Source organism: Streptomyces sp. NPDC008238, from assembly GCF_042956445.1.
Lineage (GTDB): Bacteria > Actinomycetota > Actinomycetes > Streptomycetales > Streptomycetaceae > Actinacidiphila.
Genome location: NZ_JBIBGK010000045.1, coordinates 19679 through 43390 on the forward strand (window position 1 = coordinate 19679; position 23712 = coordinate 43390).

Below are 23712 nucleotides of genomic sequence, written 5' to 3' on the forward strand. Positions count from 1 at the left end.
CTCAGTGACAACCAAGGTGATCGGAGCGGACCGTGGCCCCCACAGAACGACACATTTCCACCATGGTGCTGGTGATCGGCACGGGAGGCGCGGGACTGCGCGCGTCGATCGAACTGGCGGAGGCCGGCATCGACGTCCTCGCCGTCGGCAAGCGGCCCAAGGACGACGCCCACACCGCCCTGGCGGCCGGGGGCATCAACGCCGCGCTGGCCACCATGGACCCCGAGGACAGCTGGCAGCAGCACGCCGCGGACACGCTCAAGGAGAGCTACCTGCTGGCGGACCCCCGCACCGTGGAGATCGTCACCCAGGGCGCGGCCCGGGGCATCGACGACCTGGAGCGGTACGGCATGGCCTTCGCCCGCGAGGAGGACGGCCGGATCTCGCAGCGCTTCTTCGGCGCGCACAAGTACCGCCGTACCGCCTTCGCCGGCGACTACACCGGCCTGGAGATCCAACGCACCCTCGTCCGGCGGGCCGAGCAGCTCGGCGTCCCGGTGCTCGAGGGCGTGTACATCACCCGCATCCTCGAGCACGACGGGGCCGTGTTCGGCGCGTACGGCTTCGACCTCACCGACGGCACGCGCTACCTCATCCACGCCGACGCGGTCATCCTGGCGGCGGGCGGCCACACCCGCATCTGGCGGCGCACCTCGTCCCGGCGCGACGAGAACACCGGCGACTCGTTCCGCCTGGCCGTGGAGGCCGGCGCCCGGCTGCGCGACGCCGAGCTCGTCCAGTTCCACCCCTCCGGCATCATCGAGCCGGAGAACGCGGCCGGCACGCTCGTCAGCGAGGCGGCCCGCGGCGAGGGCGGCATCCTGCGCAACGCGCTCGGCGAGCGGTTCATGAGCCGCTACGACCCCGAGCGCATGGAGCTGTCCACCCGCGACCGCGTCGCGCTGGCCTCGTACACGGAGATCAAGGAGGGCCGCGGCACGCCCAAGGGCGCCGTGTGGCTGGACGTCTCCCACCTGCCGCGGCAGACGATCATGAACCGGCTCCCCCGGGTGTACCAGACGCTGCTGGACCTGCAGATGCTGGACATCACCCGCGACCCGATCGAGATCGCGCCGACCGCGCACTACTCGATGGGCGGCGTCTGGGTGCGGCCCGAGGACCACAGCACCGACGTCCGCGGCCTGTACGCCATCGGCGAGGCGTCCAGCGGCCTGCACGGCGCGAACCGCCTGGGCGGCAACAGCCTCATCGAGCTGCTGGTCTTCGGCCGCATCACGGGCCGGGCGGCCGCCGCCTACTCGCTGGGGCTGACCTCGCTGCCGCGCTCGGCGGAGGCCGTGGCACGGGCCCGCGCCGAGGTGGACGACCTGCTGGCGGCGGACGGGCCGGAGAACGTCCGCGCCCTGCAGCGCGCCATCCGCAACACGATGACCGAGCACGCGGGCGTCGTACGCGACGAGCAGGGCCTGCGCGCCGGCCTGGCGGAACTCGACTCCATCGAGAAGCGCATGGAGTCCGTCGGGATCCACCCCGACATCGCCGGCTACCAGGACCTCGCGCACGCCTTCGACCTCAAGTCGGCCGCCCTGGCGGCGCGCGCCACGCTGGAGTCGGCGCTGGAGCGGCGGGAGACCCGCGGCTGCCACAACCGCAGCGACCACCCCGAGACGGACCCCGCGCTGCGGGTCAACCTGGTCTGGTCCCCCACGACCGGCGTCACCCGCGAGTCCATCCCGGCCGTCCCCGAGGAGATCGCCGCCCTGATGCAGGACGTCTCCACCGAGGGCAAGCTCGTCGAGTAGCGGCGGGCCGCCGCACCCGACGAGGCACCGGGGCCCCGCCCACGCCGGGCCCCTGTCACAAACCGCTCCGCCGCCCGGTCAATACCGGCGTGCACCTGCCTGCCGGTGCCGGTGGGGCGGGTCACCACAGCGTGCGCCCCGCGCACGACACCATCCGAGAGGACTCCATTTCCATGAAGGTCGTAGTCATCGGCGGAACCGGGCTCATCGGCTCGAAGGTCGTCGCCAAGCTCAACGCGCACGGGCACGAGGCCGTCGCGGCCTCCCCCAACACCGGCGTGAACACCCTGACGGGTGAGGGCCTGGCCGAGGTCCTGCAGGGCGCGCAGGTCGTGGTCGACGTCTCCAACTCGCCCTCCTGGGAGGACGACGCGGTGATGAACTTCTTCCGCACCTGCACCGGCAACCTCATGAAGGCGAACGCCGAGGCCGGCGTCACCCACCACGTCGCACTCTCCATCGTCGGCACCGACCGGCTCCCGGAGAACGGCTACTTCCGCGCCAAGCTGGCCCAGGAGGAGCTGATCAAGGCGTCGGGCATCCCCTACTCCATCGTCCACGCCACGCAGTTCTTCGAGTTCGTGAACGGCATCGCGGACGCCGGCACCGAGGGCGACACGGTGCGCATCGCGCCCGTCAAGTTCCAGCCCATCTTCTCCGACGACGTGGCCACCGCCGTCGCCCGCACCGCGGCCGGCGAGCCCCTCAACGGCGTGGTGGAGATCGCCGGCCCGGACGTCTTCCAGTTCGACGAGCTGGTGCGTGACGTGCTGACCTCCCAGAACGACCCCCGCACGGTCGTCGCGGACCCGCACGCCACGTACTACGGGTCCGAGCTGCAGGACGGCTCCCTCGTCCCCGGCTCCGGCGCGCAGCTCGGCGCGACCCGCTTCGCCGACTGGTTCGCGCAAGCGCAGCGGTGAGCCCCGCGGGTGGCCCCTGCCCGGCGGCGGGGGCCACCGCGGCCCCGAGACCCACCCCGTACGAAGAGGTCGACCCGCCATGCCCAGGAACCGCGCGGAAACCACCGTCCCACGCTCCCGTCCGCGGGAGGGGGTGACCGGTGCGTACGTCATCGACCCGCTCCACAGCGCGGTCGGCTTCTCCGTCCGGCACGCCGTGGTCGCCGCCGTACGGGGCAGGTTCACGGCCTTCGAGGGCTTCCTGCGGCTCGACGCCCACCGGCCGGCCCGCTCCGAGGCCCATGTGAGCGTGCAGACCGGCAGCCTCGACACGGGCGTCCCGGCGCGGGACTCCCACCTCACCGGCCCCGACTTCCTGGACGCCGCGACCTTCCCCCTGATGGTCTTCCGCTCCACCGCGGTCGTGCCCCTGGGCGGGGACACCTTCCGCCTGACGGGGAACCTGAGGATCAGGGACGTCGAACTGCCGCTGCACCTCAACCTCGGCTACGGCGGGACCGTCCGGGACGCCGGCGGGCAGCGGCGGACCGGTTTCGAGGGCGCGGCCACCCTCCGCCGCTCCGACTGGGGCCTCACCTGGAACGCGCCCCTCGCGTCCGGGGGTGTCCTGCTCGGGGACACGGTGCGGCTCGAACTCGGCGTCTCAGCGCTGCGGCTCGGCCCGGAGGTCCCGTGATGACCCGCTCCCCCGGCCGGCGCCCCGATCCCTCGGCCACCGCCGCGGCCCTGACCGCCCAGGCCGTCGCCCTGGAGCGGCGCGTCGTCGAACTGCGCCGCCAACTCGCGGACGTCACCGACCGCATGCTCGCCGTCGCCGAGGCCCTGAGCGGCCTGCGCGGCTCCGGTCTCCTGCCCGGGCAGGACCCGGGCGACGACCACTGAGGCGGCACGTCGTCAGGCGGGCTGCCACAGCTCGACGCGGTTGCCCTCGGGGTCGGTGACCCAGCCGAAGCGGCCGACGCCGTCCATGTCCTGGGTCTCCTCGGCGACGTCGGCGCCCTTGGCGCGCAGTTGCGCGAGCATCGCGTCGAGGTCGCGGACCCGGAAGTTGAGCATGGTCTGCTGGGTGGGGGACCCGAAGTAGTCCGTCCCGGACTCGAAGGCCGCGAACACCGTGGGCCCGGCTTCCTGACGCCACAGTCCGTTCTCGTCGGCGTCGAGGCCCAGGCAGTCGCGATACCAGGCGCCCAGGGCCGCCGGGTCGGCGGCGCGCAGGAAGTGTCCGCCGATGCCAAGCACATGTTCCATGCCGCCATCCTGTCAGGGCGGTACCGGGATCTGCCGGACCGGCCCCATGGCGCGGAGCGGATCGCGGCCGGGTCGCGGACGACGGTTCATGAGGCTGCGCCTACCAGCTGGGAGGAAACGCGTCGTGGAACGGCCCGGCGCTCCTCTGGAAGAGTCGTCGCGCCCGGTGATCCCGCACCGCACGAAGGAACCCAGGACATGAGCCATGCGTCGCCCGTGGACACCGTCCGGGAGTTCTACGCGAACTTCGGACCCAGCTTCGACGATGCCGCGGCCACCTGCCTGCGGCTCCTCCACCCCGACGTCACCTGGCATTCCGTCATCTTCAACGACCATCCCGTGGACGGCCCGGACGCGCTCCTGGGGGATCTGCGCCGCGCCCTGGAGACCTTCCGCGCCAGCGGTCTCCGTACGGAGGTGCGTCACATCCGGGCCGACGGCGACACCGTCTGCGTGCGCAGGACCGACACGCTGCTGGACGACCGGGGAGAGCCCATGGAGTCGTACGACGTCGTGTCGACCGTCCGTCTCCAGGACGGCATGATCCGCTCCACGAGGGACCGCTTCGCCGACGCGCGGGCGTCCCGGTCCGTGTGAGGGGCGACGGGGGCGTCCCTACTCCTGGACGACCACCGCGGTCTGCAGGCGGACCGCGTCCTGGCCCGGCGGGGCCCCGAACATGCGGCGGTACTCGCGGCTGAACTGCGAGGGGCTGTCGTACCCGACGGCATGACCGACCGCGGCGACGCCGTCCGGGGCCGCGATCAACTGCAGGCGGGCCTTCTGCAACCGGATCTGCTTCTGGAACTGCAGCGGGCTCATGGCGGTCACGGCGCGGAAGTGCCGGTTCAGCGAGGACACGCTCATGCCCACCTCGCGGGCGACCTCCTCGATCCGGATGACCTGGTCGTAGTGGGCCTTGATCCACTCGATCGCGCGGGCCACGAGCGACATGCGGCTGTCCGCACGCCCGATCTGCCGGATCAGCGCGCCCTGCGGCCCGGTCAGCAGCCGCCAGTGGATCTCACGCCGTACCCCGGGGGCCAGCACGGGCACGTCACGGGGCTCGTCCAGCAGGCGCAGCAGCCGCAGGACCGCGTCCAGCAGCCGGTCGTCGGCGTCGCTGGTGGCCAGGCCCGGGCCCTCGTACGGCAGGGCCGGGAGGGGGGCCGTCTCCAGCAGCAGCTGGGCGATGGTCGCCGGCCGCAGCGGGAGCCCGAACGCGATGAACGGCTCCGCGGCCGAGGCGCGGCTGATCTGCGAGGTCAGCGGCAGCTCCACCGTGGCGACGAGGTACTGGCCCGCCCGGTAGTCGAAGATCCGGTCGCCGAGGACGGAACGCTTCGCCCCCTGGACGGTCAGCGCCATCATCGGCGCGTTGACCGTGCCCATCGGCTCGGTGACGCGGCCGCTCGCGAAGACCACCATGTCCTCGATCCACCGCGGCCGCGGGCTCCCCGCGGCCAGTCGGGTGATCCGCTCGCCGATCTCGTCCAGTCGCCCCATCCCTCCAGTGGACCACAGGAACAGCGCCGGGCGCACGCATGATCAGGGCGAGGTCGGGCGGATCGTGCAACGATGCGCGCCGATCGGTCTAGGGGACGGGCGGGTGGCGGGATCGAATGGAGGAGCACAGGGGACGGCCCGGACGGCGTCCCCGATCCCCGTCCTCCGTGAGGAAGCACTGTCATGCCGCTCGATTCCTACGTCACGCTCGGCCGCTCGGGACTGCGGGTCAGCCCGTTCACCCTCGGCACGATGACCTTCGGTGAGGACCACGGCTGGGGCTGCGGCCCCGAGGAGTCCGCGAACATCCTGGCCGCCTACCTAGACCGCGGCGGCAACTCGGTCGACACCGCGAACATCTACACCAACGGGCACTCCGAGAAGATCATCGGCGACTACTTCGCCGGCCGGTCCTCGCTGCGCGACCGGGTGGTGCTCGGCACCAAGTTCTTCGGCAACCTCTTCGAGGGCGACCCCAACGGCGGCGGTCCCGGCCGCAAGGCGATCGTGCAACAGCTGGAGAACTCGCTGCGGCGCCTGCGCACCGACTACGTCGACATCTACTGGCTCCACAACTTCGACCCGTCCACCCCCGTCGAGGAGACCCTGAGGGCGCTGGACGACCTGGTCGGCGCCGGCAAGGTCCGCTACGTCGGGTTCTCCGACGTGCCCGCGTGGGCGACGGCCGAGGCCGCCACCATCGCGCGGTTCCGCGGCTGGACCCCGATCGTCGCCCTGCAACTGGAGTACTCGCTGCTCGAACGCACCTCGGAGGGCGAGCTGATCCCGATGGCCCAGGCGCTCGGGATGGCCGTGATGCCGTGGGGGCCGCTGCGCAGCGGCTTCCTGTCCGGCAAGTACTCCAGCGGCTCCACCGGGCCGGTGGACACCACGCGCACGCACCTGGTCGGCGTCCCCGGCGAGGCCGACTACAAGGTCATCGACGCGCTGGGCGCCGTCGCCGCCGACGCGGGCGCCGACCCCGCCGCCGTCGCCCTGGCCTGGGTGCAGGGCCGCCCCGGGGTCACGTCCACCCTGATCGGCGCGCGCCGCATGGACCAGTTCGAGGCCAACCTGCGGGCCCTGGACGTCACCCTCACGCCGGACCAGCTCGCCGTCCTCGACGAGGTGTCCGCGCCGGCGCTGAACTTCCCCGCCCACAACAACGCGACGATGGCGCCGATGCTCCAGTTCGCCGGGGCGGTCGTCGACGGCCGCCCCGCCGTGCCCTCCCCGCTGCTGCGCGCCAGTGACGCCCGCTACTGAAGGGCTCGCGGGGGCCGGGACGACCGCGTCCCGGCCCCCGCGCCGTCGAGCGGCCCCGCGTCAGGCGCCGACGTAGGAGGACAGGTGCCGGCCGGTCAGGGTGGTGCGGTCGGCGACCAGGTCCGCGGGGGTGCCCTCGAAGACGATCCGGCCGCCGTCGTGGCCGGCGCCGGGGCCGAGGTCGATGATCCAGTCGGCGTGCGCCATGACCGCCTGGTGGTGCTCGACGACGATGACGGACTTCCCGGAGTCGACGAGGCGGTCCAGCAGGCCGAGCAACTGCTCGACGTCGGCGAGGTGCAGGCCGGCGGTGGGCTCGTCGAGGACGTAGACCCCGCCCTTGTCGGCCATGTGCGTGGCCAGCTTCAGCCGCTGCCGTTCACCGCCGGAGAGCGTGGTGAGGGGCTGGCCGAGGCTGAGGTAGCCGAGTCCGACGTCGGCGAGCCGGCGCAGGATGCGGTGCGCGGCGGGGGTGTGCGCCTCGCCCGCGCCGAAGAACGCCTCGGCGTCGGTGACCGACATGGCGAGCACCTCGCTGATGTCCCGCCCGCCGAGGTGGTACTCCAGCACGGACGCCTGGAACCGCTTGCCCTCGCACTCCTCGCAGGTGCTGGCGACGCCGGCCATCATCGCCAGGTCGGTGTAGACCACGCCGGCGCCGTTGCAGGTGGGGCAGGCGCCCTCGGAGTTGGCGCTGAACAGGGCGGGCTTGACGTCGTTGGCCTTGGCGAAGGCCTTGCGGATCGGGTCGAGCAGTCCGGTGTACGTCGCGGGGTTGCTGCGCCGTGAGCCGCGGATGGGGCTCTGGTCGACGGACACCACCCCGGCGCCGGCGGGGACGGACCCGTGCACGAGGGAGCTCTTGCCGGAGCCCGCGACGCCGGTGACGACGGTGAGCACCCCGAGCGGGACGTCGACGTCCACGTCCCGCAGGTTGTGCGCCGAGGCGCCGCGGATCTCCAGGTGCCCGGTGGGCTTGCGCACCGTCTCCTTCAGGGAGGCGCGGTCGTCGAAGTGCCGGCCGGTGATGGTGCCGCTGGCGCGCAGGCCTTCGATGTCGCCCTCGAAGCAGACCGTGCCGCCCGCCGTGCCGGCGCCGGGGCCGAGGTCCACGACGTGGTCGGCGATCGCGATGGTCTCCGGCTTGTGCTCGACGACGAGCACCGTGTTGCCCTTGTCGCGCAGCCGCAGCAGCAGGCCGTTCATCCGCTGGATGTCGTGCGGGTGCAGACCGGTGGTCGGCTCGTCGAAGACGTAGGTGGTGTCGGTGAGGGACGAGCCGAGGTGGCGGATCATCTTGACGCGCTGCGCCTCGCCGCCGGAGAGGGTGCCCGAGGGCCGCTCCAGCGACAGGTAGCCGAGCCCGATCTCCACGAACGACTCGAGGGTGTGCTGCAGCTTGGTGAGCAGCGGCGCGACCGAGGGCTCGTCGAGCCCGCGCACCCACTCGACCAGGTCGCTGATCTGCATCGCGCAGGCGTCGGCGATGCTGGTCCCGCCGACGCGCGACTCGCGGGCGCCCTCGCTGAGCCGGGTGCCGTCGCAATCGGGGCAGGTGGTGAAGGCCACGGCCCGGTCCACGAACTCGCGGATGTGCGGCTGCATCGCCTCCTTGTCCTTGGCGAGCATCGACTTCTGGACCCGCGGGATCAGGCCCTCGTAGGTCATGTTGATGCCCGCGATCTTCATCCGGGTCGGCTCGCGGTGCAGGAAGTCGTGCCGTTCCTGCTCGGTGAACGTGCTGATCGGCTTGTCGGGGTCGAAGAAGCCGGACTCGGCGTAGAGCCGGGAGTTCCAGCCGCCGCCCTTGTAGCCGGGGACGGTGATGGCACCCTCGTTGATCGACTTGGAGTCGTCGAAGAGCCGGCTCAGGTCGATGTCGGAGACGGTGCCCCGGCCCTCGCAGCGCGGGCACATGCCGCCGGTGCGGGTGAAGGCGACCTTCTCGGCCTTGGCGGCCCCGCGCTCGACGGTGATCGCGCCGCTGGCACGGACGGAGGGGACGTTGAAGGCGTACGCGCTGGGCGGGCCGATGTGCGGGGTGCCGAGGCGGCTGAAGAGGATGCGCAGCATGGCGTTGGCGTCGGTGACGGTGCCGACCGTGGAGCGGGGGTCGGCTCCCAGCCGCTGCTGGTCGACGGTGATCGCGGTCGTCAGCCCGTCGAGGACGTCCACCTCGGGGCGGGCCAGCGTCGGCATGAAACCCTGCACGAAGGCGCTGTAGGTCTCGTTGATCAGCCGCTGCGACTCGGCGGCGATGGTGTTGAAGACGAGCGAGCTCTTGCCCGAGCCGGAGACCCCCGTGAAGACCGTCAGCCGGCGCTTCGGGATCTCGATGCTGACGTCCTTGAGGTTGTTCTCGCGCGCGCCGTGCACGCGGATCATGTCGTGGCTGTCGGCAACGTGCGGCGCAGGCGACTGCGCGTCCGCCTTCTTGGCCATGTCGGTCGTCTCTCCATCTGTCGGTCTGGGGTGTGCGGGGCGGCCGCCGGCGCGGTCCGCCGTCGTCGCCCGACCCGGTCCGACCCGCTGCGGGGCGTTGGGTCCGGCGGCTTGCCAAGGGTGCGGACGTCGGCCACGGTAACCGGCCACCGGGCCGCCCCGCTCCCGCTTCGGACCGGTCCCCGTCGAACGGACCGGGTCCGGGCCGGGTTCCCGGGCGCCAGGCGGGCCCGTGGGGAGGCGGGGAGGCGGGGAAGCGGCGTGCGGGGGGCGGTCAGCGGACCTCGTTGAAGCGGATCACGTTGCCCGCCGGGTCGCGGAAGGCGCAGTCCCGGACGCCGTAGGGCTGCTCGGTCGGCTCCTGGACGACCTCGGCGCCGCCCGCCACCAGCCGCTCGAAGACCTCGTCGAGGTCGGGCGTGGCGAGCACGAGACGGGCGTAGGTGCCCTTGCCCATCATCGCGGTGATGGTGGCGCGCTCCTCCTCCGTGATCGCCGGGTCGCCGGCCGGCGGCTCCAGCACGATCGACGTACCGGGCTGGTCGGCGGGGCCGACGGTGATCCACCGCATGCCGCCGTAGCCGACGTCGTTGCGGACCTTGAAGCCGAGGGTGTCGCGGTAGAAGGCGAGCGAGGCCTCGGGGTCGGTGTGCGGGAGGAAGGTCCAGTGAATGGTGATGTCCATGGCCGTCACGCTAGCCGCGGCCCGCTCCCGGGGGCTTCTCCATTCCTGACCGATCCCCGTACCGCTTCGTGGGCGGGGCCCGGCGCCAGGTGACGCCATTGGCGGGCGGTCATCCGCCGGACGACCTCGATCCCCGCCTCGCCGGGGGCGCAGGGCCCCTCCGGCCGCGGGCCGCGAGCGACCTCGGTGAAGCCGAGGCGCCGGGCGACGGCCCCGCTGGGCGCGTTGGCGGCGTCGTGGTGGATCTCCAGCCGCTCGACGCCGGGCAGCGAGAAGCCCTCGCCGACGAGGGCGGCCACGGCGGCCGTGGCGAGGCCGCGGCCGGTCCACCGGGGGTGGAGCCAGTACCCGATCTCCAGGCCGCCGGGGCCGATGCGGCGGTGGAGGCCGCAGCCGCCGATCACGCTGCCCTCCGCCGTGATCGCGTAGGCGAAGGCCTCGCCGCTCCGCCACTTTTCCTCACCGCGGGCCAGGAAGTCGGCGGTGCGCTGCCTGCTGTGGCCGGCCGCCCAGGCCGTGTCGTCACATGCGCGCCTGCCCCACGACGCCTGGCACGGCACTCCCCCAGCTCCGCTGGGAGGTGCCCCCACGCTGCGTTGTCGAATCGTCCGAGTAGCCCACTACGAGGACGATCCTCCGCCTTGCGATGCACCGCACCAGGGGGCACCTCCCAGCGCAAGCTGGGGGAGCCGTGGGGCCCGCCCTCCGGGCGGCCGCCGCTCATGTGACGACACGACCTGGGCCATCCAGGGCAGCAGATGATCCAAGGACTCGCTGATGGCGTGGTCCAGGGCGTCGAGGTCGCCGGTGCGCCAGCGGCGCAGTTCGGCCGGGCCGGAGGGGAGGGTCTCGGCGGGCTCGTCCATGCCCGGGATGCTCTCGCGGCGGTGGGTAGGGCGGCAACGCGATATCGCGCGGGCGGGGCGGCGCGTCGAGCGCCGCCCCGCCCGCGGGTCGCCGGGCCGGCGGTCAGCGGACCGAACGCGCGGCTTCCTCGATGATGCGGGCGGTCTCCTTCGGGTGGGAGATGCTCACCGCGTGGGAGGAACGGACCTCCTCCACGTGCGACTTGGCGCGCTTGGCCATGAAGACCTGCAGCTCGCGGGGGATGTTGAGGTCCTTGGACGCCACGAGGGTCCAGGAGGGGATGGTCTTCCAGGCGGGCTCGCCGGAGGGCTCGTTGAGCGCGGCGCCGGACACGGGGCGCTGGGTGGCGGCCATGATCTCCGCGGTGTGCGCCGGGACGTCCGCGGCGAACTGGTGGTGGAACTTGGCCTGGTCGATGTAGAGGTCGACGCCCTTGGAGCCGTCGGGCATCGTGACCGGCACCTGCTTGAGCGCGCCGCCGAGCGTGCTGCCCTCGAACTTCAGCGACAGGTTGAAGGCGTCCTCGCCCTTGTCGGGCATGAACGCGGCCAGGTAGACGAGGGCCTTGACGTTGCCGGCGCCGCGGGCCGCGTTGGAGATCACGGCACCGCCGTAGGAGTGGCCCGCGAGGACCACGGGGCCCTTGATGCTGTCCACCAGCTCCCTGACGTAGGCGGCGTCGCTGCTGAGCCCGCGCAGCGGGTTGGACGCGGCCACCACGGGGTAGCCGTCGCGCTTCAGCTTCGCGACGACGTCGGTCCAGCTGGAGGAGTCGGCGAACGCTCCGTGCACGAGGACGACGGTCGGCTTGCGGTGGTGCGAGGGCGCGGCGCCGCCGCCCTTGGCGGCGCTGGCGGGACCGACGGTCGCGGCGAGCAGCCCAGCTGCGACGGTCACGGTCGCCATGAGGGCGAGCGGGGTGCGGATGGTCCGGTAACGGGCGTGACGGTTCACGGGTTGGCCCTTTCGAGGCGGGTGTTGGTGGTGCCGTCCGGCCTCGGGACGGAGGCCGGCGGTGGGTACGGCGTCGTTGCCGTACGTCTGGAGGAGGTGGCCGCGGCCGGTGAAGGACGTGCGGTTCCGGGCCACCTGGGTGCACCGGTGCTCGCGGGCGGCGGTGCGCTGCGCCGCCGCCCCGCGATCCGGGGGCGGGGTGGGGTCAGTGGGTGTGCAGCGCGGTGTGCAGCGTGCGGGTCGCCTGCTCCATCGCTGCGGCGGTCGCCTGCGTGGAGCGGACCGGGTTGAGCATCATGAAGTCGTGCAGGGTGCCGTTGTAGCGGACGCTGACCGTGGGAACGCCGGCCTGGGTCAGCTTGCGGGCGTAGGCCTCGCCCTCGTCGCGCAGGACGTCGTTCTCGTCGGTGATGACCAGCGCCGGCGGCAGCCCCTCGAGGTCGGCCGGGCTCGCCCGCAGCGGCGAGGCGGTGATCTCGGCCCGCTCCGCGGGGTCGGTGGTGTAGCAGTCCCAGAACCAGGCCATGCCCGCCGCGGTCAGGTGCGGTCCGTCGGCGAACTCCCGGTAGCTGTCGGTGTCCTGGGCGGCGTCGGTCACGGGGTAGTAGAGCGACTGGTGGACGAAGCTCACGTCGCCGCGCTGCTTCGCCATGATCGTCAGGGCCGCGGTCATGTTGCCGCCGACGGAGTCGCCGGCGACGGCCATGCGGGAGGCGTCCAGGCCCTCGTGCGCGCCGTTCGCGGTGATCCAGCGGGCCGTGGCGTACGCCTGCTCGATCGCGACCGGGTAACGGGCCTCGGGCGAGCGGTCGTACTCCACGAACACCACCGCGGTGTGCGCCAGGACGGCCAGTTCGCGCACGAGCCGGTCGTGGGTGCCGGCGTTGCCGAGCACCCAGCCCCCGCCGTGCACGTACAGCACCACGGGCAGGACCTCCTCGGCGCCCTCGGGCTTGACGACGCGCACCCGTACGTCGCCCACCTCGGCCGGCACTGTGAGCCACTTCTCCTGGACGTCGTACTTCTCGACCGGCGCCGCCTGGATGTCGTCGAGGACCTTGCGGGCGCCTTCCGGACCGAGCTCGTGGAGCAGGGGCGGCTTCGCGGTGGCGACCGCTATTTCCTGCGCCGCGGGCTCGAGAACGGGCTTGATCATCGTCGAACTCCCAAGTTCGTCATTCCGGTGCGTTATTCCTTCGCACATTCGACCGGGGAGCGGACGAATCTGTGACGCCTCAGCGGAGAATTCCGTCGTCGCCGTGTTCGTGGGTGATCTCCTGGTATTCCCGCACGGTCGGCTTGGGAATCTGGGTGCCCTTTCCGTACAGGCCCCGGCTGAGCAGCGCCCGCAATCTCTCGGCACGCCCGGCCCTGCCGTCCGGGGACAGGCGGATGGGCGCGTACTGCTCGTGCTGCGTGAGGAGGTGGAGCTTCTCCTGGCGGAGCGGCTGGTGCACCTCGACGTACTCGCCGTCCGGCAGCCGCTTGATGATCCCGGTCTCCCGGCCGTGCAGCACCTCGTCGCGGTCCTTGCGCTGGAGTGCCAGCGCCCAGCGCCTGGTCACGACGTAGACGACGAAGGGCACGACGAACAGTCCGATCCGGACGGTCCAGGTCACGGCGTTGACCGACATGTGCAGCCGGACGGCGATCAGGTCGTTGGCCGCCCCCAGCAGTGCCACCGCGTATACGCTGACCCAGGCCGCGCCCAGGGCGGTGCGCACCGGGCGGTTGCGCGGCCGGTCGAGGAGGTGGTGGTCGCGCCCGCCGTCCTTGGTGACCCAGGCCTCGACGAACGGGTAGGCGCCCAGGGCGAGGAAGAGCCCGGCGCCGGCCAGCAGCGGCACGAGGTTGTCCAGGGCGAGGGTGTGGCCCCAGGCGCTCAGCTCCCAGCCCGGCATGACGCGCAGCAGTCCGTCCAGGACGCCCATGTACCAGTCGGGTTGCGAGCCCGCGGTGACCTGGTCCGGCCGGTAGGGGCCGTACATCCAGATGGGGTTGATCTGCGTGGTCGAGGCGATGATGAGGATGACGCCGCTGACGAGGAGGAAGTACGCCCCCGACTTCACGGCGTACACGCGGAAGGGCAGGCCGACGATGTTCCGCTCGGTGCGCCCGGGGCCCGGGTACTGGGCGCGCCGGTGCCGGCGCGCCAGCACCAGGTGGGCGACGACGATGCCTGCCATGAGGGCCGGGATCACCACGACGTGCAACGTGTTGAAGTGCGCGATCAGCTCCTTGCCCGGGTACTCGCCGCCGAAGAGGAACATCGACAAATAGGTGCCGACGACCGGGATGGAGAGGATCGTCCCGTTCACGACCACGAGCCCGGTCCCCGACAGCAGGTCGTCCGGGAGGTCGTAGCCCGTCAGGCCCTCGAACATGCCCAGGACCAGGAGCGAGAAGCCGAGCACCCAGTTGAGTTCGCGCGGCTTGCGGAACGCGCCGGTGAAGAAGACCCGCAGCATGTGGGCGAACATGCTGGCCACGAAGATCAGCGCCGCCCAGTGGTGGGCCTGGCGGATCAGCAGACCGCCGCGCACCTCGAAGGAGATGCGCATCGTCGAGTCGAAGGCCTCGGAGACCGTGAGGCCCTGCAGCGGCACGTAACTGCCGTGATACTCCACGGGTGTCATGGACGGGTGGAAGTACAACGACAGGTAGATGCCGGTGAGGACGAGGATGAAGAAGCTGTAGAGGGATATCTCCCCCAGCATGAAGGACCAGTGGCTGGGGATCACTTTCTGCCGGAGGGAAGGCCCGGAACGTGTTTCGGCGCGCGTGCGCACGCTGAACCATTCCGCGACCCTCGTGCCCCTGCCCGGCTGTTGCGATTCGGCGGGCCGGCTACCGCTTCCCATGTTGCTGTCACCATTCATGTTTCACCCATGGCGGGTCGCAGGTCGGCACTCTCGTGCACCTTCCGCATATATGACTGATCAGACGATGAATTTGTGACGCGCACCGTGTGAGTCGCATCTCAGGAACGGCGACGGAGGCGGGGCGCAATGTCACAAGGTCCGCGCCCGCCCTGTCTCACCAGCAGGACGGGAAGAGCGGTGCCGTGTCCGTGTGTGCGAGGTGGGAGGCCAGGGGCCATGGATTTCTCCGATGACGCGGTGCCGATCGCAGAGCTGCTGGACGAGCGCCGGCACTTGCTGGACGTCGCACTGTGGATGGTGGGCGGTTCGGCGGAGGCCGAAGCGGTCGTCGACGAGGCCTACCGGCGGTGGTTCGAGCTGCCGGAGGCCGCACGGGGGACGATCGAGTCGCCCGGCGCGTGGCTGGTGAGGGCGGTGGGCGGGATCTGTCTGTCCCGGCCGGCACGGTCCGCCGGGGCCACCGGACCGGTCGCGGGGGATCCGGCGCGTCCGCGCCTGGGGGCCGAACTGGAGCAGGAGATCGGTGAGGTCCTGCTGACCGCCCTGGATGCGCTGTCGCCCGCCGAGCGGGCGGCCTTCGTGCTCAACGGCTGCTTCGGGATGACGTTGAGCGAGGTGTCGGACGTGGTGGGCCGGCCGGAACCGGAGTGCGCCGAGCTCGCGGACCGCGCGCGCCGCACGATCCGCGCCTGCCGGTCGCGTCCCGCGACGCCGCAGGAGCACGACGCCGTGGCGCGCGCGGTGCGTGCGGCGTGCCTGAGCGGTGACCCGGCGCGGCTGTCCGCGCTGTTGTGCCCCGACGCCGCGGCGTTCTTCGACGGGGGCGGGAAGCTGCGGGCGCTGGTCCGGCCGGTGCACGGTGCCGAGCAGGTCGCGCGCAGTCTACTGACACTGCTCGCGCACCACCCGCGGGTGTCGCTGTCCGTCCACCCGGTCAACGGCCGCACCGGTCTGGTGGCCCGCTACGAGGACCGGGTGGTGGCGGTCGTGAGCCTGGACGTCGCCGACCGGCGCGTCTCGCAGGCCTGGGTCGTGCTCAACCCCGACAAGCTCCGGCCCTGGAACGTCCCGGATCGCGTCGTCGGCTCCGCCCGGCCCGCCCTTGACCCTTGAAGGGGCGGGCGCGCGACGCGGCGGGACGCCCGGCCCTTCAGGGTGCGTCCGGCGGGCCGCCGCTGCCGCCCGGGCGGCCCCCGGTGTCCGGGGCGGCCGCGGTGTCCGGGGCGGCCGGGGCGAGCACGGCCTCCAGCGGGGCGAGGTCACCGGTCCTGGCCGCCGAGACGAAGACCTCCAGCAGGCGCTGGTGCTCGGCGGCGTCCGCCGTCCCGGGGGCCCCGGCCGTGACGCGCCGCCGGGCCCGGCTGACGATCTTGCGTACGTTGACCAGGCTGAGCTGCAGCATCTCGGCGATCTCCGGATAGGCGTAGTCGAACGCCTCTCGCAGCACGTAGGCCGCGCGTTCCGTCGGGCCCAGCCGCTCCAGCACCAGCAGGAGCGCGAGTTCCACGGCCTCGGTCCGCTGGACGCCCGCCTCGGGGTCCGCACTCGTGTCGACGGGTTCGGGCAGCCAGGGACCGATGTAGGTCTCCCTGCGCACCCGGGCGGACCGGGCGACGTTGATGGCCAGCCGGGTCGTCGTGGTGGAGAGGAAGGCGGCCGGACTGAGCACCGCGGAGCGGTCGGTCCGCTGCCAGCGCAGCCAGACCTCCTGCACGACGTCCTCGGCCTCGACCGCGCTGCCGAGCACGCGGTAGGCGATCCCGAACAGACGGGGCTGGAGTTCCATGAAGGCGCAGGCGGCCTCGTCGAGGGCCCCCGGCGCGGCGGCGGGCCCGGCCTCCGCCCGCCCCGGGGTTCCGTCCGCCCGCGCGCCGTCACCGTCGGCGGGCGGCCGACGGGCGCATACGTCACCCATGCGGTCAGAGGTCATGTACGGGCAGCCCCCAGCCGCGCGACACGAAGGTGTCACACGATGCGTCACCTGGGTGGCCTCCACCGGGACTCCGATCACCGAACGTCACGTTTTCTCCCTCACACCCACGGTACGGACCGGCAGACACCCGATCACGTGCCAGGAGTGCGGGAGAGCGTCGTCGACGACCACCGGAACAACAAGCCTCGGGCGAATGCACGGTGTGTTCTGGAGGATCCAGAACACACCGTCGGTTCACATCATACGCTCGACAAAAGCCGTGAATCAGACGGTGATTGCGACACTTCGGCAAAAAACGCACAGAAGGCATGCCATCGTGTTTGGAGACACAGTGACACTCTCCGCACTCAGGGCGGACACTGTGCCCTCAGGAGGCCGGACGTCACGGAAGGTGACGAGTGACGGCTACCCGCGCCCCTGGAGGTAGCGGGTGAGGGTCCCGTCGGCGTCCCCCTCGCCGAGCGCCTCCACGACGTCGTGGACGGCTCGCTCCAGCAGGGGCGCTCCCAGCCGCAGCACGTCGCAAGCGACCGCGGTCAGGCACACGTCCACGCTCCGCCGGTCGTGCGCCGAGGCGCGCGTGGTGATCAGTCCGCGGTCGCGGAGCCGGGTCACCAGCCGGCTGGTCGCCGACTGGGACAGCCCGATCTCATCGGCCAGTTCGTCGAAGTGGAGCGGGCCCCCGGCGTCACGGACGCCGTCCCGGAGCACCGTCAGCGCGTGGAACTCCCGGGCGCTGACCCCCAGTTCGCGGTGCAGCACCCACTCCACGCGGATCTCGACGCGGCGGTGGAGCCGGTCGAGCGCGCTCCACCGCCCCGCCGTCGTCCCCGTACTCATACCGCCGCGCGGTCGCCCGCCTGCCGCTCCGCGCGGCGCCCGGGGGCGGCGCTGGTGAGGAACGCGTCCCGAGGGTGCTGCACCGAGGCGAGCGAGACGAGGTCGCGGCCGAAGAGGGCCGCGGTGACCCACACGGTGAGCACCCTGACCTTGCGCTCCCAGGTGGGCACGGCCAGCACGTGGTAGCCGCGGTGCATCAGCCAGGCAGGGAAGCCCTTGATGACGATGGCCTTGTACTGGAAGATCCCGCGGCCCAGGCCCAGCGTGGCGACCACGCCGAGGCTGCTGTGCCGGTAGTCCCGCACCCGGCCGCCGCGCAGGCTCGCCAGGATGTTCTTGGCCAGCCGCTTGCCCTGCCGGACGGCGTGCTGGGCGTTGGGCACCGTGTGCGCCCCCGGCACGGGCGAGGCCAGGTCGGGCACGGCCGCGTCGTCCCCGGCCGCCCACGCGTCCGGCACCGGCTCGTCGTCCGTGCCCACCCGCAGGTCGGCGCGCACGACGAGCAGTCCGCGCTCGTCGACCGGCAGGTCGGTGTGCTTGTGCACCACCGGGTTCGAGGCGTTGCCCGCGGTCCAGACGATGAGTTCCGAGTCGAACTCCTCACCGCTGGACAGCACGACGTGACCGTCCTCCGCGGAGACTAGCTGGGTGTTCAGGTGCACGTGCGCACCCCTGCGCTCCAGGTGGCGCACGACCCAGGCCCCGGGCTTGTCCCCCACCTCGGGGAGGATGCGGCCGCGGGCCTCGACCAGGTGGAACGACAGCTCGTCCAGGCTCAGTTCGGGGTAGGACTTGAGCATCGCGGTGGCCAGCGACAGCAGTTCGCCGAAGCCCTCGACACCGGAGAACCCGCCGCCCACGAAGGTGACGGTGAGCAGCTTGCGCCGCTCGGGCCCGGAGGGCAGCGAGGCCGCCTGGTCGAACGCCGTCAGCAGCCGGTCGCGGATGGCGACGGCCTCCTCGACGTGCTTGAGGCCGATGGCGCTGTGGGCCAGGCCCGGGATGGGGAAGGTGCGGGTCACGGCACCGGCGGTGACGACCAGGGTGTCGTAACGCAGGTCGTACTCCTCGCCGTTCACGGGCCGGACGGTCACCGTCCGGTCGGCGTGGCGGACGTCGGTCACGCTTCCCGCGATGAGACGGGTCTTGTGCAGGTGGCGCCGGAGCGACACGGCGGCGTGGCGGGCCTCCACCGAGCCGGCGGTGACCTCGGGCAGGAACGGCTGGTAGGTCATGTAGGGACGCGGGTCGACGACGGTGACCCGTGCTTCCCCGGGCCGAAGCGTCTTCTCCAGCCCCCAGGCCGTGTAGAAGCCCGCGTAGCCGCCGCCGACGATCAGGATCTCGCGCATGATTCCCTCTGTTTCTCTCCGTCACCAGGTAGACAGCACAGCTCCCGTCGATGTGACAGGCCATGCCCGCTGAGTGGCGAACACTGTGATGACCGGGCCCGCATATCGGGACGTAAATGATCCAATCGGTCACCCGTGGGTCCCTGTGCACCCCCTCCGGCGGCCGAATGGATCAACACTGTCTGCTACGTTCCCGGGGACTCGACCTCAGGCCGGCAGGGGCTGACCGACGTCCACGGCGACCCCGCGCGCCCGCGCCCGCCCCACACCCGCCCGCACCGCCCTACCGGTGCCGCACCCGGCTGCCCCCCACCCTCCCCCTGGAGCCCCCGTGCGCTCAGCGCTCCTGTCCACCGTTCTCGTCAGCACCGTCGCGCTCGCGCCGTTCGCCGCGGCGTGCGCGGACGCCCCTCCCCCCGAGGAAGCCCACGCCTCCCCGACCCCCACGACCGACCTGCGCGTGGGGGCCGTCTGCTCGGCGCGCTTCGGCTTCGCGACCGACGTCTCGTGCGGGCTGACCCACTTCGGCGACGTGCGCCACCACTGCGCCGGCGGGCCCACCGGTACGTGCCCGAGGACCCGCTCCGTTACGCTGGAGAACATCGGCACAACGCCGGTCAGGCTCGTGGCCGTCAGCGGATCGGAGCCCGGGGAGAGGCACGAGACCGTCTCCCGCACCCTGCCCTCCGGGGCCGTGCAGGTCGTCACCCCCCGGGCGGGCGACACCTACCTCTACGACATCCTCCTGCGCGCGGACGACGGCGTGGCGGCGGTGGGCGTCACGGCCGTGTCCTGAGGCCGCAGGACCGTCGCACACACCGTCACAAGCGCCGGTCACAAGCACCGTCACACCCGCTGTCACAAGTGCGCGGGGACCACGGTCTCCCCTCGGAGGGGCGCGGTCGCGGACGGCAGGAGCGGCCGGCACCCGCCCCGCCGGTGCGCCGCGGCGCACACGACGCGAGCAAGGGATGGAAGCATGTCGTACCCACAGCAGGTGTACTTCGGGGACACGGGCGAGATCAACGCGAACTTCCGCCCGGCGAGCACCCCGCCGAACGTCGGCCGGGCCGGAGACGGCATCCACTACCTGGCGACCACGGACATGACGCGGGGCGAGTACGGGCTCTACCGCGTCATGATGAAGGCGAACGCGGGTGGTCCGAGCACCCACTTCCACCGGACCATCTCCGAGTCCTTCTTCATCCTCAACGGGACCGTCCGCCTCTACAACGGCGAGAAGTGGGTCGACGCGCGGGAGGGCGACTTCCTGCACGTCCCGCAGGGCGGGCTGCACGCCTTCCGCAACGACTCCGACGCCCCGGCCGAGATGCTGCTGCTCTTCACGCCGGGCGCACCTCGCGAGGAGTACTTCGAGAAGGTGGCGCAGATGGGCAACGCGACGCCGGAGGAGCGCGCCGCGTTCCTGGACAAGCACGACTCCTACTTCGTCGACTGACCGGTGCCGGTCCCGTGGTGCCCCCGCGGACGGGGCCCACGGGACGGACGGCCTCACGGGACGGACGGCCTCAGGCGGCGAGGACGGCGAGTTTCGTCGGGCTCATCATCCACATCACGCGGTCGATGCCCTCCGGGGTGACGCTCACCGTGAGGACGGCGAAGACGGTGCCGTCGCGGGACAGCTTCGCGGCGGGGCGGCCGTTGACGTGCACGGGCTCGACGACGGCGCCCTCCCAGAACCGGTCGGCGAACGCGTGGATGTACTTGGCCACGCGCTGCCGTCCGGCGACGGGGAACTTCGACGCCCGCACCTCGCCGCCGCCGTCGGAGTACGACACGACGTCCTCGGCGAACATGTCCTCCAGCACACCCACGTTCCCCGCCTTGGCGGCCGCCACGAAGGCCGTCAGGAAGCGCTGGTGGTCGGCGGCCACGACGCCCACCCGCTTCTCCCTCGCCAGGTGCTTGCGCGCCCGGCTCACCAGTTGGCGGGCGTTGGCGTTGGACTGGCCGAGGATCTCCGCGATCTGCGCGTACGGGTACTCGAACGCCTCCCGCAGGACGTAGGCGGCGCGTTCGGCGGGTGTGAGCTTCTCCAGCAGCATCAGCACCGCGACCTCGAGCGCCTCGCCGTTCACGGCGCCGAGCGCGGGATCGCTCTCGGTGTCCACCGGCTCCGGCAGCCACGGCCCGACGTAGGTCTCACGGCGGGCCCTGGCCGACTGCAGCACGTTGATGGCGAGCCTCGTCACCGTCGTCGCGAGGAACGCCCGGGGGTTCTCCACCTTGGCACGGTCGTAGGTCTGCCAGCGGATCCAGGCGTCCTGCAGGATGTCCTCGGCCTCGCTCACGCTGCCGAGCATCCGGTAGGCGATGCCGAACAGGCTTCCGCGGGCGGCCTGGAACTCCTCCTGCGCTGCCCGGAGGTCCTCGGCGTCATCCACTGCTTCGTCCTCGGTCGGCGTCGGCCGCGTCCGGGAAGGGCGCGCCGGTGGTTCAGGACAGCCAGTCCCTGTAGTGGGTGGGGGCGATGCGGGCATCGCTGCCACCGACGAGGACGTCCCCCCGCGCCACGGCGAACATGCCCGCGGTGTCGTCGACGACGACGCCGCGCCCGTCGCCCTTGGCGGCGATGGTGATCCGGCCGATCTCCTCGAGGGGGAAGACGTCGGGCCCGGCGATGTCCACGGTCCCGTTGAGCGGGGGGCCCGAGGCGACCTCGGCGACCATCCGCGCGACGTCGGCCGCGGCGATCGGCTGGAGCCTGGTCCGCGGCAGCCGTACGGTGTCGCCGTCGGTGGTCCAGGACATGGTCGCTTCCATGAACTCCATGAACTGGGTGGCGCGGACGATGGAGTACGGGAGGGAACTCGCCTTGAGGATGTCCTCCTGGAGCACCTTCGCCCGGTAGTAGTCGAGTTCCGGCACTTCGTCGACGCCCACGATCGAGAGGATGACCATGTGGCCGACGCCGCCCTTCTCGCTCGCCGCGACCAGGTTGTCCATGGACGTCTGGAAGAAGGCGGGCGAGGCCTCGTCGAAGGTCGGCGAGTTCGTGAGGTTCACGACGACGTCGGCGCCCGCGACGGCCTCCACGACGCCCTCGCCGCTCAGGAGGTCCACGCCGGTGGACAGGGAGTGCGGCACGGCCTCGTGTCCGGCCGCTTCGAGGTTCTTCACGACCTGGGAGCCGATGAGCCCGGTTCCGCCGATGACTGCGATTTTCATGGCTTTGCCCATCTCCCGATGCTGATGACCGGTGCATGCCTCTACTGCTTAACGTACCTGCGCGGCAGTCGCCGCGCCTGGGCTGCCACGGGGCGGCCGGGGGGCGCAGGACCGCGCCGCCCGTGCCCTCAGCAGACGCCGTTCCCGGTCGCGCCCGCCCGCGCGGGAACGGCCGCCCGCTGGAGCGCGACGATGGCGACGCCGTCGCGCAGCGGGCCCCGCAGGTGCCGGCACAGGTCCTCCCGGACGTGCCGTACGAGGCCGACCGGATCCGTGCACGTCCAGCGGGCGAGGCGGTCGCGCAGGGGGTGGAAGGCACCGGCCGGGTCCCGGTCTCCTGGCGGTGCTCGGGGGACGAGGCCGCCGAGGCCGAGGGGCGGGCCGTTGCGGCGGGGCTCGAGCCGGGCGACCCGGCCGCCGCCGGCGACGAGGGGGGCGGAGGCTGCTCGCGCTCAACGTGACCGCGCCGAGCCTGCTCGCCCAAGCCGCCCTGCCGCACCTACGGGAGACCTGGGGCTTCCTCGTCAACGTGTCGAGCACCTACGTGCCACCGCCCGCTGCCCGGCGGCGGGACTACGCCGCGACCAAGACCGCGCTGGAGCTCGCGCCGGAAAGGGTCCGGGTGAGACCGAGTCGACGCCCGGCCGAACGCGACCGCAACCCGATGCGGCGCCCCGCGGAGCCCGGGGACGTGGCGGAGTGGGCCCTGCGCATCGCCGAGCCGGACCGCGCGCACATGACCGTCCGATCGAGGTCAGGCGCCGGCCTGCCGCGCCTTCTGCCAGCGCTCGACGTAGTCGCGCCGCTGGATCGTGCGCCGCTCCTCCTCCGTGGTCCCGCCCCAGATCCCTTCGAGGCGGCCGGCCGCCAGCGCCCACCGCAGGCACCGCGCCGTCACGGGGCACCGCAGGCACACGGCCTTGGCCTCGGCGATCTGCGCCAGACCCGGGCCCCTGTCGCTGATGGGGAAGAACAGCTCCGGGTCCTCCTCCTGGCACGCGGCCTCGTATCTCCAGTTCATGGAACCTCCTCGTACGGGACACCCCGGCTCTGCGCCCGCCCGGCGGACCCGCGGGCCGTGCGTCCGTGGCGGGGACTCCTCAGGGAGACCAGTCGACCGACGGGTGTGTGACGCCCGGATTGCCCGGTACGGGCAGCCGGCGGGTGCGGCGGGTTCAAGCTCCCGAACCGCCAGGCGAGTTGCGCGGTCGGCCCGTCCGCCCGCCGCGTCGCGCGCGGACCGGCCGGTCGGTCGGTCGAAGTCGGTGATCAGGTCCGGGCCTCTCCCCCGGGGCGCACGGAGCCCGTCCTGTGGACGGGCACCGCGTGGGCGAGCCGGCCGGGCGGGGCGGCGCGGATCCGGATCAGCTGGGCGCCGCGGCTCTCGCGGCCCGGCGGAACGACCCCGTGACCCGGGCCGCTGCCGGGTGCACAATGGGCTCACACTGCCGCCGCCACGGCGGTGGCGAACACTCATGGGGGACCGACATGTTCTACCTTCTGGCAGCCCTGGTCGTCGTCGCGGTCATCGTGGCGCTCCTGGTCGTCCTGAACCGCCGCGGCAACTCCTCCGCCCGGGTGATCCCCGGCGAGTCCGGCACGCCCGAGAGGTTCGGGCTGGGCCACATTCACCAGGACCGCAACCTCTAGGCCCTGGCTCAGAGTCCCGGGCTCAATCGCGTCCGAACGCGGCGGAGTAGCGGGCGACCCGTGCCACGGACGGCCCGGGACCCGGCTGTTCTCCCGGACCGGAGCCCTGCCTGCCTCCTAGAGCGTGTCGTCAAACGATCTTGCCTGGTGGATCATGGTCTGGTGATACGTCGCCATGAACTGTCGGACGCCGAGTGGGAGTTCGTGCGGTC

25 protein-coding genes and 1 pseudogene are annotated in these 23712 nt (G+C 72.2%); 11 read left to right on the forward strand and 15 right to left on the reverse strand.

All coding sequences use genetic code 11. The features are described from left to right. The first annotated feature begins 62 nt into the window (after positions 1 to 62). The 4 genes from ACFZAU_RS39930 to ACFZAU_RS39945 all read left to right on the forward strand — a co-directional run bounded on the left by ACFZAU_RS39930 (position 63) and on the right by ACFZAU_RS39945 (position 3568). Positions 63 to 1763, forward strand: a complete 1701-nt coding sequence (locus tag ACFZAU_RS39930) for an L-aspartate oxidase (protein WP_500459987.1) — start codon at positions 63 to 65, stop codon at positions 1761 to 1763. Positions 1764 to 1936: 173 nt separating this feature from the next. Next, positions 1937 to 2686 carry an SDR family oxidoreductase gene (locus tag ACFZAU_RS39935; protein ID WP_500556291.1) on the forward strand — a complete coding sequence of 250 codons (750 nt, stop codon included), beginning with the start codon at positions 1937 to 1939 and terminating at the stop codon, positions 2684 to 2686. A 79-nt stretch (positions 2687 to 2765) separates the two neighbouring features. Next, positions 2766 to 3362 carry a YceI family protein gene (locus ACFZAU_RS39940; protein WP_500556292.1) on the forward strand — a complete coding sequence of 199 codons (597 nt, stop codon included), beginning with the start codon at positions 2766 to 2768 and terminating at the stop codon, positions 3360 to 3362. Further along, positions 3362 to 3568, forward strand: coding sequence for a hypothetical protein (locus ACFZAU_RS39945; RefSeq protein WP_499610423.1), 207 nt, complete (start codon positions 3362 to 3364; stop codon positions 3566 to 3568). The genes ACFZAU_RS39940 and ACFZAU_RS39945 overlap by 1 nt, the downstream gene beginning before the upstream one ends. Before the next feature lie 12 nt (positions 3569 to 3580). Here the strand turns inward: ACFZAU_RS39945 and ACFZAU_RS39950 are convergent, their stop codons facing one another. Next, on the reverse strand, positions 3581 to 3934 hold the full coding sequence (locus ACFZAU_RS39950; protein WP_499610421.1) for a VOC family protein: 354 nt from the start codon (positions 3932 to 3934) through the stop codon (positions 3581 to 3583). Positions 3935 to 4132: 198 nt separating this feature from the next. Here ACFZAU_RS39950 and ACFZAU_RS39955 point away from each other — a divergent pair, with 198 nt between their 5' ends. Then, a complete protein-coding gene (locus tag ACFZAU_RS39955) occupies positions 4133 to 4531 on the forward strand; it encodes a nuclear transport factor 2 family protein (RefSeq protein WP_500556293.1) in 399 nt (132 codons plus the stop codon). An 18-nt stretch (positions 4532 to 4549) separates the two neighbouring features. Here ACFZAU_RS39955 and ACFZAU_RS39960 read toward each other — a convergent pair whose 3' ends face one another. After that, on the reverse strand, positions 4550 to 5440 hold the full coding sequence (locus ACFZAU_RS39960; RefSeq protein WP_500556294.1) for an AraC family transcriptional regulator: 891 nt from the start codon (positions 5438 to 5440) through the stop codon (positions 4550 to 4552). A gap of 183 nt (positions 5441 to 5623) precedes the next feature. Between ACFZAU_RS39960 and ACFZAU_RS39965 the strand changes: the two genes are divergently transcribed. After that, positions 5624 to 6706, forward strand: coding sequence for an aldo/keto reductase (locus tag ACFZAU_RS39965; RefSeq protein ID WP_500459978.1), 1083 nt, complete (start codon positions 5624 to 5626; stop codon positions 6704 to 6706). A gap of 60 nt (positions 6707 to 6766) precedes the next feature. Here the strand turns inward: ACFZAU_RS39965 and ACFZAU_RS39970 are convergent, their stop codons facing one another. The 7 genes from ACFZAU_RS39970 to qcrB form a co-directional block, all read right to left on the reverse strand. Then, positions 6767 to 9148, reverse strand: coding sequence for an ATP-binding cassette domain-containing protein (locus tag ACFZAU_RS39970; RefSeq protein WP_500556295.1), 2382 nt, complete (start codon positions 9146 to 9148; stop codon positions 6767 to 6769). A 274-nt stretch (positions 9149 to 9422) separates the two neighbouring features. After that, complete coding sequence (locus ACFZAU_RS39975; protein ID WP_500556296.1) at positions 9423 to 9833, reverse strand: VOC family protein; 411 nt, start codon at positions 9831 to 9833, stop codon at positions 9423 to 9425. 5 nt (positions 9834 to 9838) lie between these two features. Beyond that, on the reverse strand, positions 9839 to 10393 hold the full coding sequence (locus tag ACFZAU_RS39980) for a GNAT family N-acetyltransferase (RefSeq protein ID WP_500556297.1): 555 nt from the start codon (positions 10391 to 10393) through the stop codon (positions 9839 to 9841). Positions 10394 to 10453: 60 nt separating this feature from the next. Then, entirely contained in the window at positions 10454 to 10699 is a 246-nt protein-coding gene (locus tag ACFZAU_RS39985) for a hypothetical protein (protein ID WP_500556298.1), read from the reverse strand. A 103-nt stretch (positions 10700 to 10802) separates the two neighbouring features. Beyond that, positions 10803 to 11654, reverse strand: coding sequence for an alpha/beta fold hydrolase (locus ACFZAU_RS39990; RefSeq protein WP_500556299.1), 852 nt, complete (start codon positions 11652 to 11654; stop codon positions 10803 to 10805). Positions 11655 to 11859: 205 nt separating this feature from the next. Continuing rightward, the gene (locus ACFZAU_RS39995) at positions 11860 to 12810 is read right to left on the reverse strand and encodes an alpha/beta hydrolase (RefSeq protein WP_500556300.1); all 951 of its coding nucleotides are present in this window, start codon (positions 12808 to 12810) and stop codon (positions 11860 to 11862) included. A gap of 79 nt (positions 12811 to 12889) precedes the next feature. Continuing rightward, positions 12890 to 14515 carry a cytochrome bc1 complex cytochrome b subunit gene (qcrB, locus tag ACFZAU_RS40000; protein WP_500556301.1) on the reverse strand — a complete coding sequence of 542 codons (1626 nt, stop codon included), beginning with the start codon at positions 14513 to 14515 and terminating at the stop codon, positions 12890 to 12892. A gap of 237 nt (positions 14516 to 14752) precedes the next feature. Between qcrB and ACFZAU_RS40005 the strand changes: the two genes are divergently transcribed. Next, positions 14753 to 15649 (forward strand): sigma-70 family RNA polymerase sigma factor family protein, encoded by an 897-nt coding sequence (locus ACFZAU_RS40005; RefSeq protein ID WP_500556302.1) that lies wholly within the window; start codon positions 14753 to 14755, stop codon positions 15647 to 15649. A gap of 109 nt (positions 15650 to 15758) precedes the next feature. Here the strand turns inward: ACFZAU_RS40005 and ACFZAU_RS40010 are convergent. From ACFZAU_RS40010 to ACFZAU_RS40020, 3 genes and pseudogenes are all read right to left on the reverse strand, one after another. Next, a pseudogene (locus tag ACFZAU_RS40010) lies at positions 15759 to 16322 on the reverse strand (sigma-70 family RNA polymerase sigma factor); the annotation flags it as partial. 552 nt (positions 16323 to 16874) lie between these two features. Next, a complete protein-coding gene (locus tag ACFZAU_RS40015) occupies positions 16875 to 17309 on the reverse strand; it encodes a MarR family winged helix-turn-helix transcriptional regulator (RefSeq protein ID WP_500556303.1) in 435 nt (144 codons plus the stop codon). After that, complete coding sequence (locus ACFZAU_RS40020) at positions 17306 to 18661, reverse strand: NAD(P)/FAD-dependent oxidoreductase (RefSeq protein ID WP_500556304.1); 1356 nt, start codon at positions 18659 to 18661, stop codon at positions 17306 to 17308. Before ACFZAU_RS40020 ends, ACFZAU_RS40015 begins: the two co-directional genes overlap by 4 nt. Positions 18662 to 18992: 331 nt before the next feature. Between ACFZAU_RS40020 and ACFZAU_RS40025 the strand changes: the two genes are divergently transcribed. Further along, the gene (locus ACFZAU_RS40025) at positions 18993 to 19457 is read left to right on the forward strand and encodes a hypothetical protein (protein WP_500556305.1); all 465 of its coding nucleotides are present in this window, start codon (positions 18993 to 18995) and stop codon (positions 19455 to 19457) included. Between the two features lie 183 nt (positions 19458 to 19640). Next, positions 19641 to 20120, forward strand: coding sequence for a cupin domain-containing protein (locus ACFZAU_RS40030; protein WP_499610389.1), 480 nt, complete (start codon positions 19641 to 19643; stop codon positions 20118 to 20120). A 70-nt stretch (positions 20121 to 20190) separates the two neighbouring features. Here ACFZAU_RS40030 and ACFZAU_RS40035 read toward each other — a convergent pair whose 3' ends face one another. Both ACFZAU_RS40035 and ACFZAU_RS40040 read right to left on the reverse strand, forming a co-directional pair. Continuing rightward, positions 20191 to 21066 carry an RNA polymerase sigma-70 factor gene (locus ACFZAU_RS40035; RefSeq protein ID WP_500556306.1) on the reverse strand — a complete coding sequence of 292 codons (876 nt, stop codon included), beginning with the start codon at positions 21064 to 21066 and terminating at the stop codon, positions 20191 to 20193. Between the two features lie 52 nt (positions 21067 to 21118). Continuing rightward, positions 21119 to 21850: an SDR family oxidoreductase gene (locus ACFZAU_RS40040; protein WP_499610383.1), complete on the reverse strand. Its 732-nt coding sequence runs from the start codon at positions 21848 to 21850 to the stop codon at positions 21119 to 21121. Between the two features lie 122 nt (positions 21851 to 21972). Between ACFZAU_RS40040 and ACFZAU_RS40045 the strand changes: the two genes are divergently transcribed. Next, positions 21973 to 22311 carry a hypothetical protein gene (locus ACFZAU_RS40045; RefSeq protein ID WP_500556307.1) on the forward strand — a complete coding sequence of 113 codons (339 nt, stop codon included), beginning with the start codon at positions 21973 to 21975 and terminating at the stop codon, positions 22309 to 22311. A gap of 293 nt (positions 22312 to 22604) precedes the next feature. On the opposite strand, the gene ACFZAU_RS40050 is transcribed toward ACFZAU_RS40045, so the two are convergent. After that, positions 22605 to 22871: a WhiB family transcriptional regulator gene (locus tag ACFZAU_RS40050; protein WP_500556308.1), complete on the reverse strand. Its 267-nt coding sequence runs from the start codon at positions 22869 to 22871 to the stop codon at positions 22605 to 22607. A 467-nt stretch (positions 22872 to 23338) separates the two neighbouring features. On the opposite strand from ACFZAU_RS40050, the gene ACFZAU_RS40055 reads away from it, so the two are divergent. Next, the gene (locus tag ACFZAU_RS40055) at positions 23339 to 23500 is read left to right on the forward strand and encodes a hypothetical protein (RefSeq protein ID WP_500556309.1); all 162 of its coding nucleotides are present in this window, start codon (positions 23339 to 23341) and stop codon (positions 23498 to 23500) included. Positions 23501 to 23712: the final 212 nt, after the last annotated feature.

Coding starts and splice junctions, on each gene's coding strand:
- ACFZAU_RS39965 (WP_500459978.1), top strand. CDS start 5,624: ATGCCGCTCGATTCCTACGTCACGCTCGGCCGCTCGGGACTGCGGGTC.
- ACFZAU_RS39955 (WP_500556293.1), top strand. CDS start 4,133: ATGAGCCATGCGTCGCCCGTGGACACCGTCCGGGAGTTCTACGCGAAC.
- ACFZAU_RS39930 (WP_500459987.1), top strand. CDS start 63: ATGGTGCTGGTGATCGGCACGGGAGGCGCGGGACTGCGCGCGTCGATC.
- ACFZAU_RS40050 (WP_500556308.1), bottom strand. CDS start 22,871: ATGAACTGGAGATACGAGGCCGCGTGCCAGGAGGAGGACCCGGAGCTG.
- qcrB (WP_500556301.1), bottom strand. CDS start 14,515: ATGGGAAGCGGTAGCCGGCCCGCCGAATCGCAACAGCCGGGCAGGGGC.
- ACFZAU_RS39940 (WP_500556292.1), top strand. CDS start 2,766: ATGCCCAGGAACCGCGCGGAAACCACCGTCCCACGCTCCCGTCCGCGG.
- ACFZAU_RS40005 (WP_500556302.1), top strand. CDS start 14,753: ATGGATTTCTCCGATGACGCGGTGCCGATCGCAGAGCTGCTGGACGAG.
- ACFZAU_RS39985 (WP_500556298.1), bottom strand. CDS start 10,699: ATGGACGAGCCCGCCGAGACCCTCCCCTCCGGCCCGGCCGAACTGCGC.
- ACFZAU_RS40015 (WP_500556303.1), bottom strand. CDS start 17,309: ATGAGTACGGGGACGACGGCGGGGCGGTGGAGCGCGCTCGACCGGCTC.
- ACFZAU_RS39945 (WP_499610423.1), top strand. CDS start 3,362: ATGACCCGCTCCCCCGGCCGGCGCCCCGATCCCTCGGCCACCGCCGCG.
- ACFZAU_RS39970 (WP_500556295.1), bottom strand. CDS start 9,148: ATGGCCAAGAAGGCGGACGCGCAGTCGCCTGCGCCGCACGTTGCCGAC.
- ACFZAU_RS40040 (WP_499610383.1), bottom strand. CDS start 21,850: ATGAAAATCGCAGTCATCGGCGGAACCGGGCTCATCGGCTCCCAGGTC.
- ACFZAU_RS40030 (WP_499610389.1), top strand. CDS start 19,641: ATGTCGTACCCACAGCAGGTGTACTTCGGGGACACGGGCGAGATCAAC.
- ACFZAU_RS40020 (WP_500556304.1), bottom strand. CDS start 18,661: ATGCGCGAGATCCTGATCGTCGGCGGCGGCTACGCGGGCTTCTACACG.
- ACFZAU_RS39935 (WP_500556291.1), top strand. CDS start 1,937: ATGAAGGTCGTAGTCATCGGCGGAACCGGGCTCATCGGCTCGAAGGTC.
- ACFZAU_RS39975 (WP_500556296.1), bottom strand. CDS start 9,833: ATGGACATCACCATTCACTGGACCTTCCTCCCGCACACCGACCCCGAG.
- ACFZAU_RS39950 (WP_499610421.1), bottom strand. CDS start 3,934: ATGGAACATGTGCTTGGCATCGGCGGACACTTCCTGCGCGCCGCCGAC.
- ACFZAU_RS40055 (WP_500556309.1), top strand. CDS start 23,339: ATGTTCTACCTTCTGGCAGCCCTGGTCGTCGTCGCGGTCATCGTGGCG.
- ACFZAU_RS39960 (WP_500556294.1), bottom strand. CDS start 5,440: ATGGGGCGACTGGACGAGATCGGCGAGCGGATCACCCGACTGGCCGCG.
- ACFZAU_RS39995 (WP_500556300.1), bottom strand. CDS start 12,810: ATGATCAAGCCCGTTCTCGAGCCCGCGGCGCAGGAAATAGCGGTCGCC.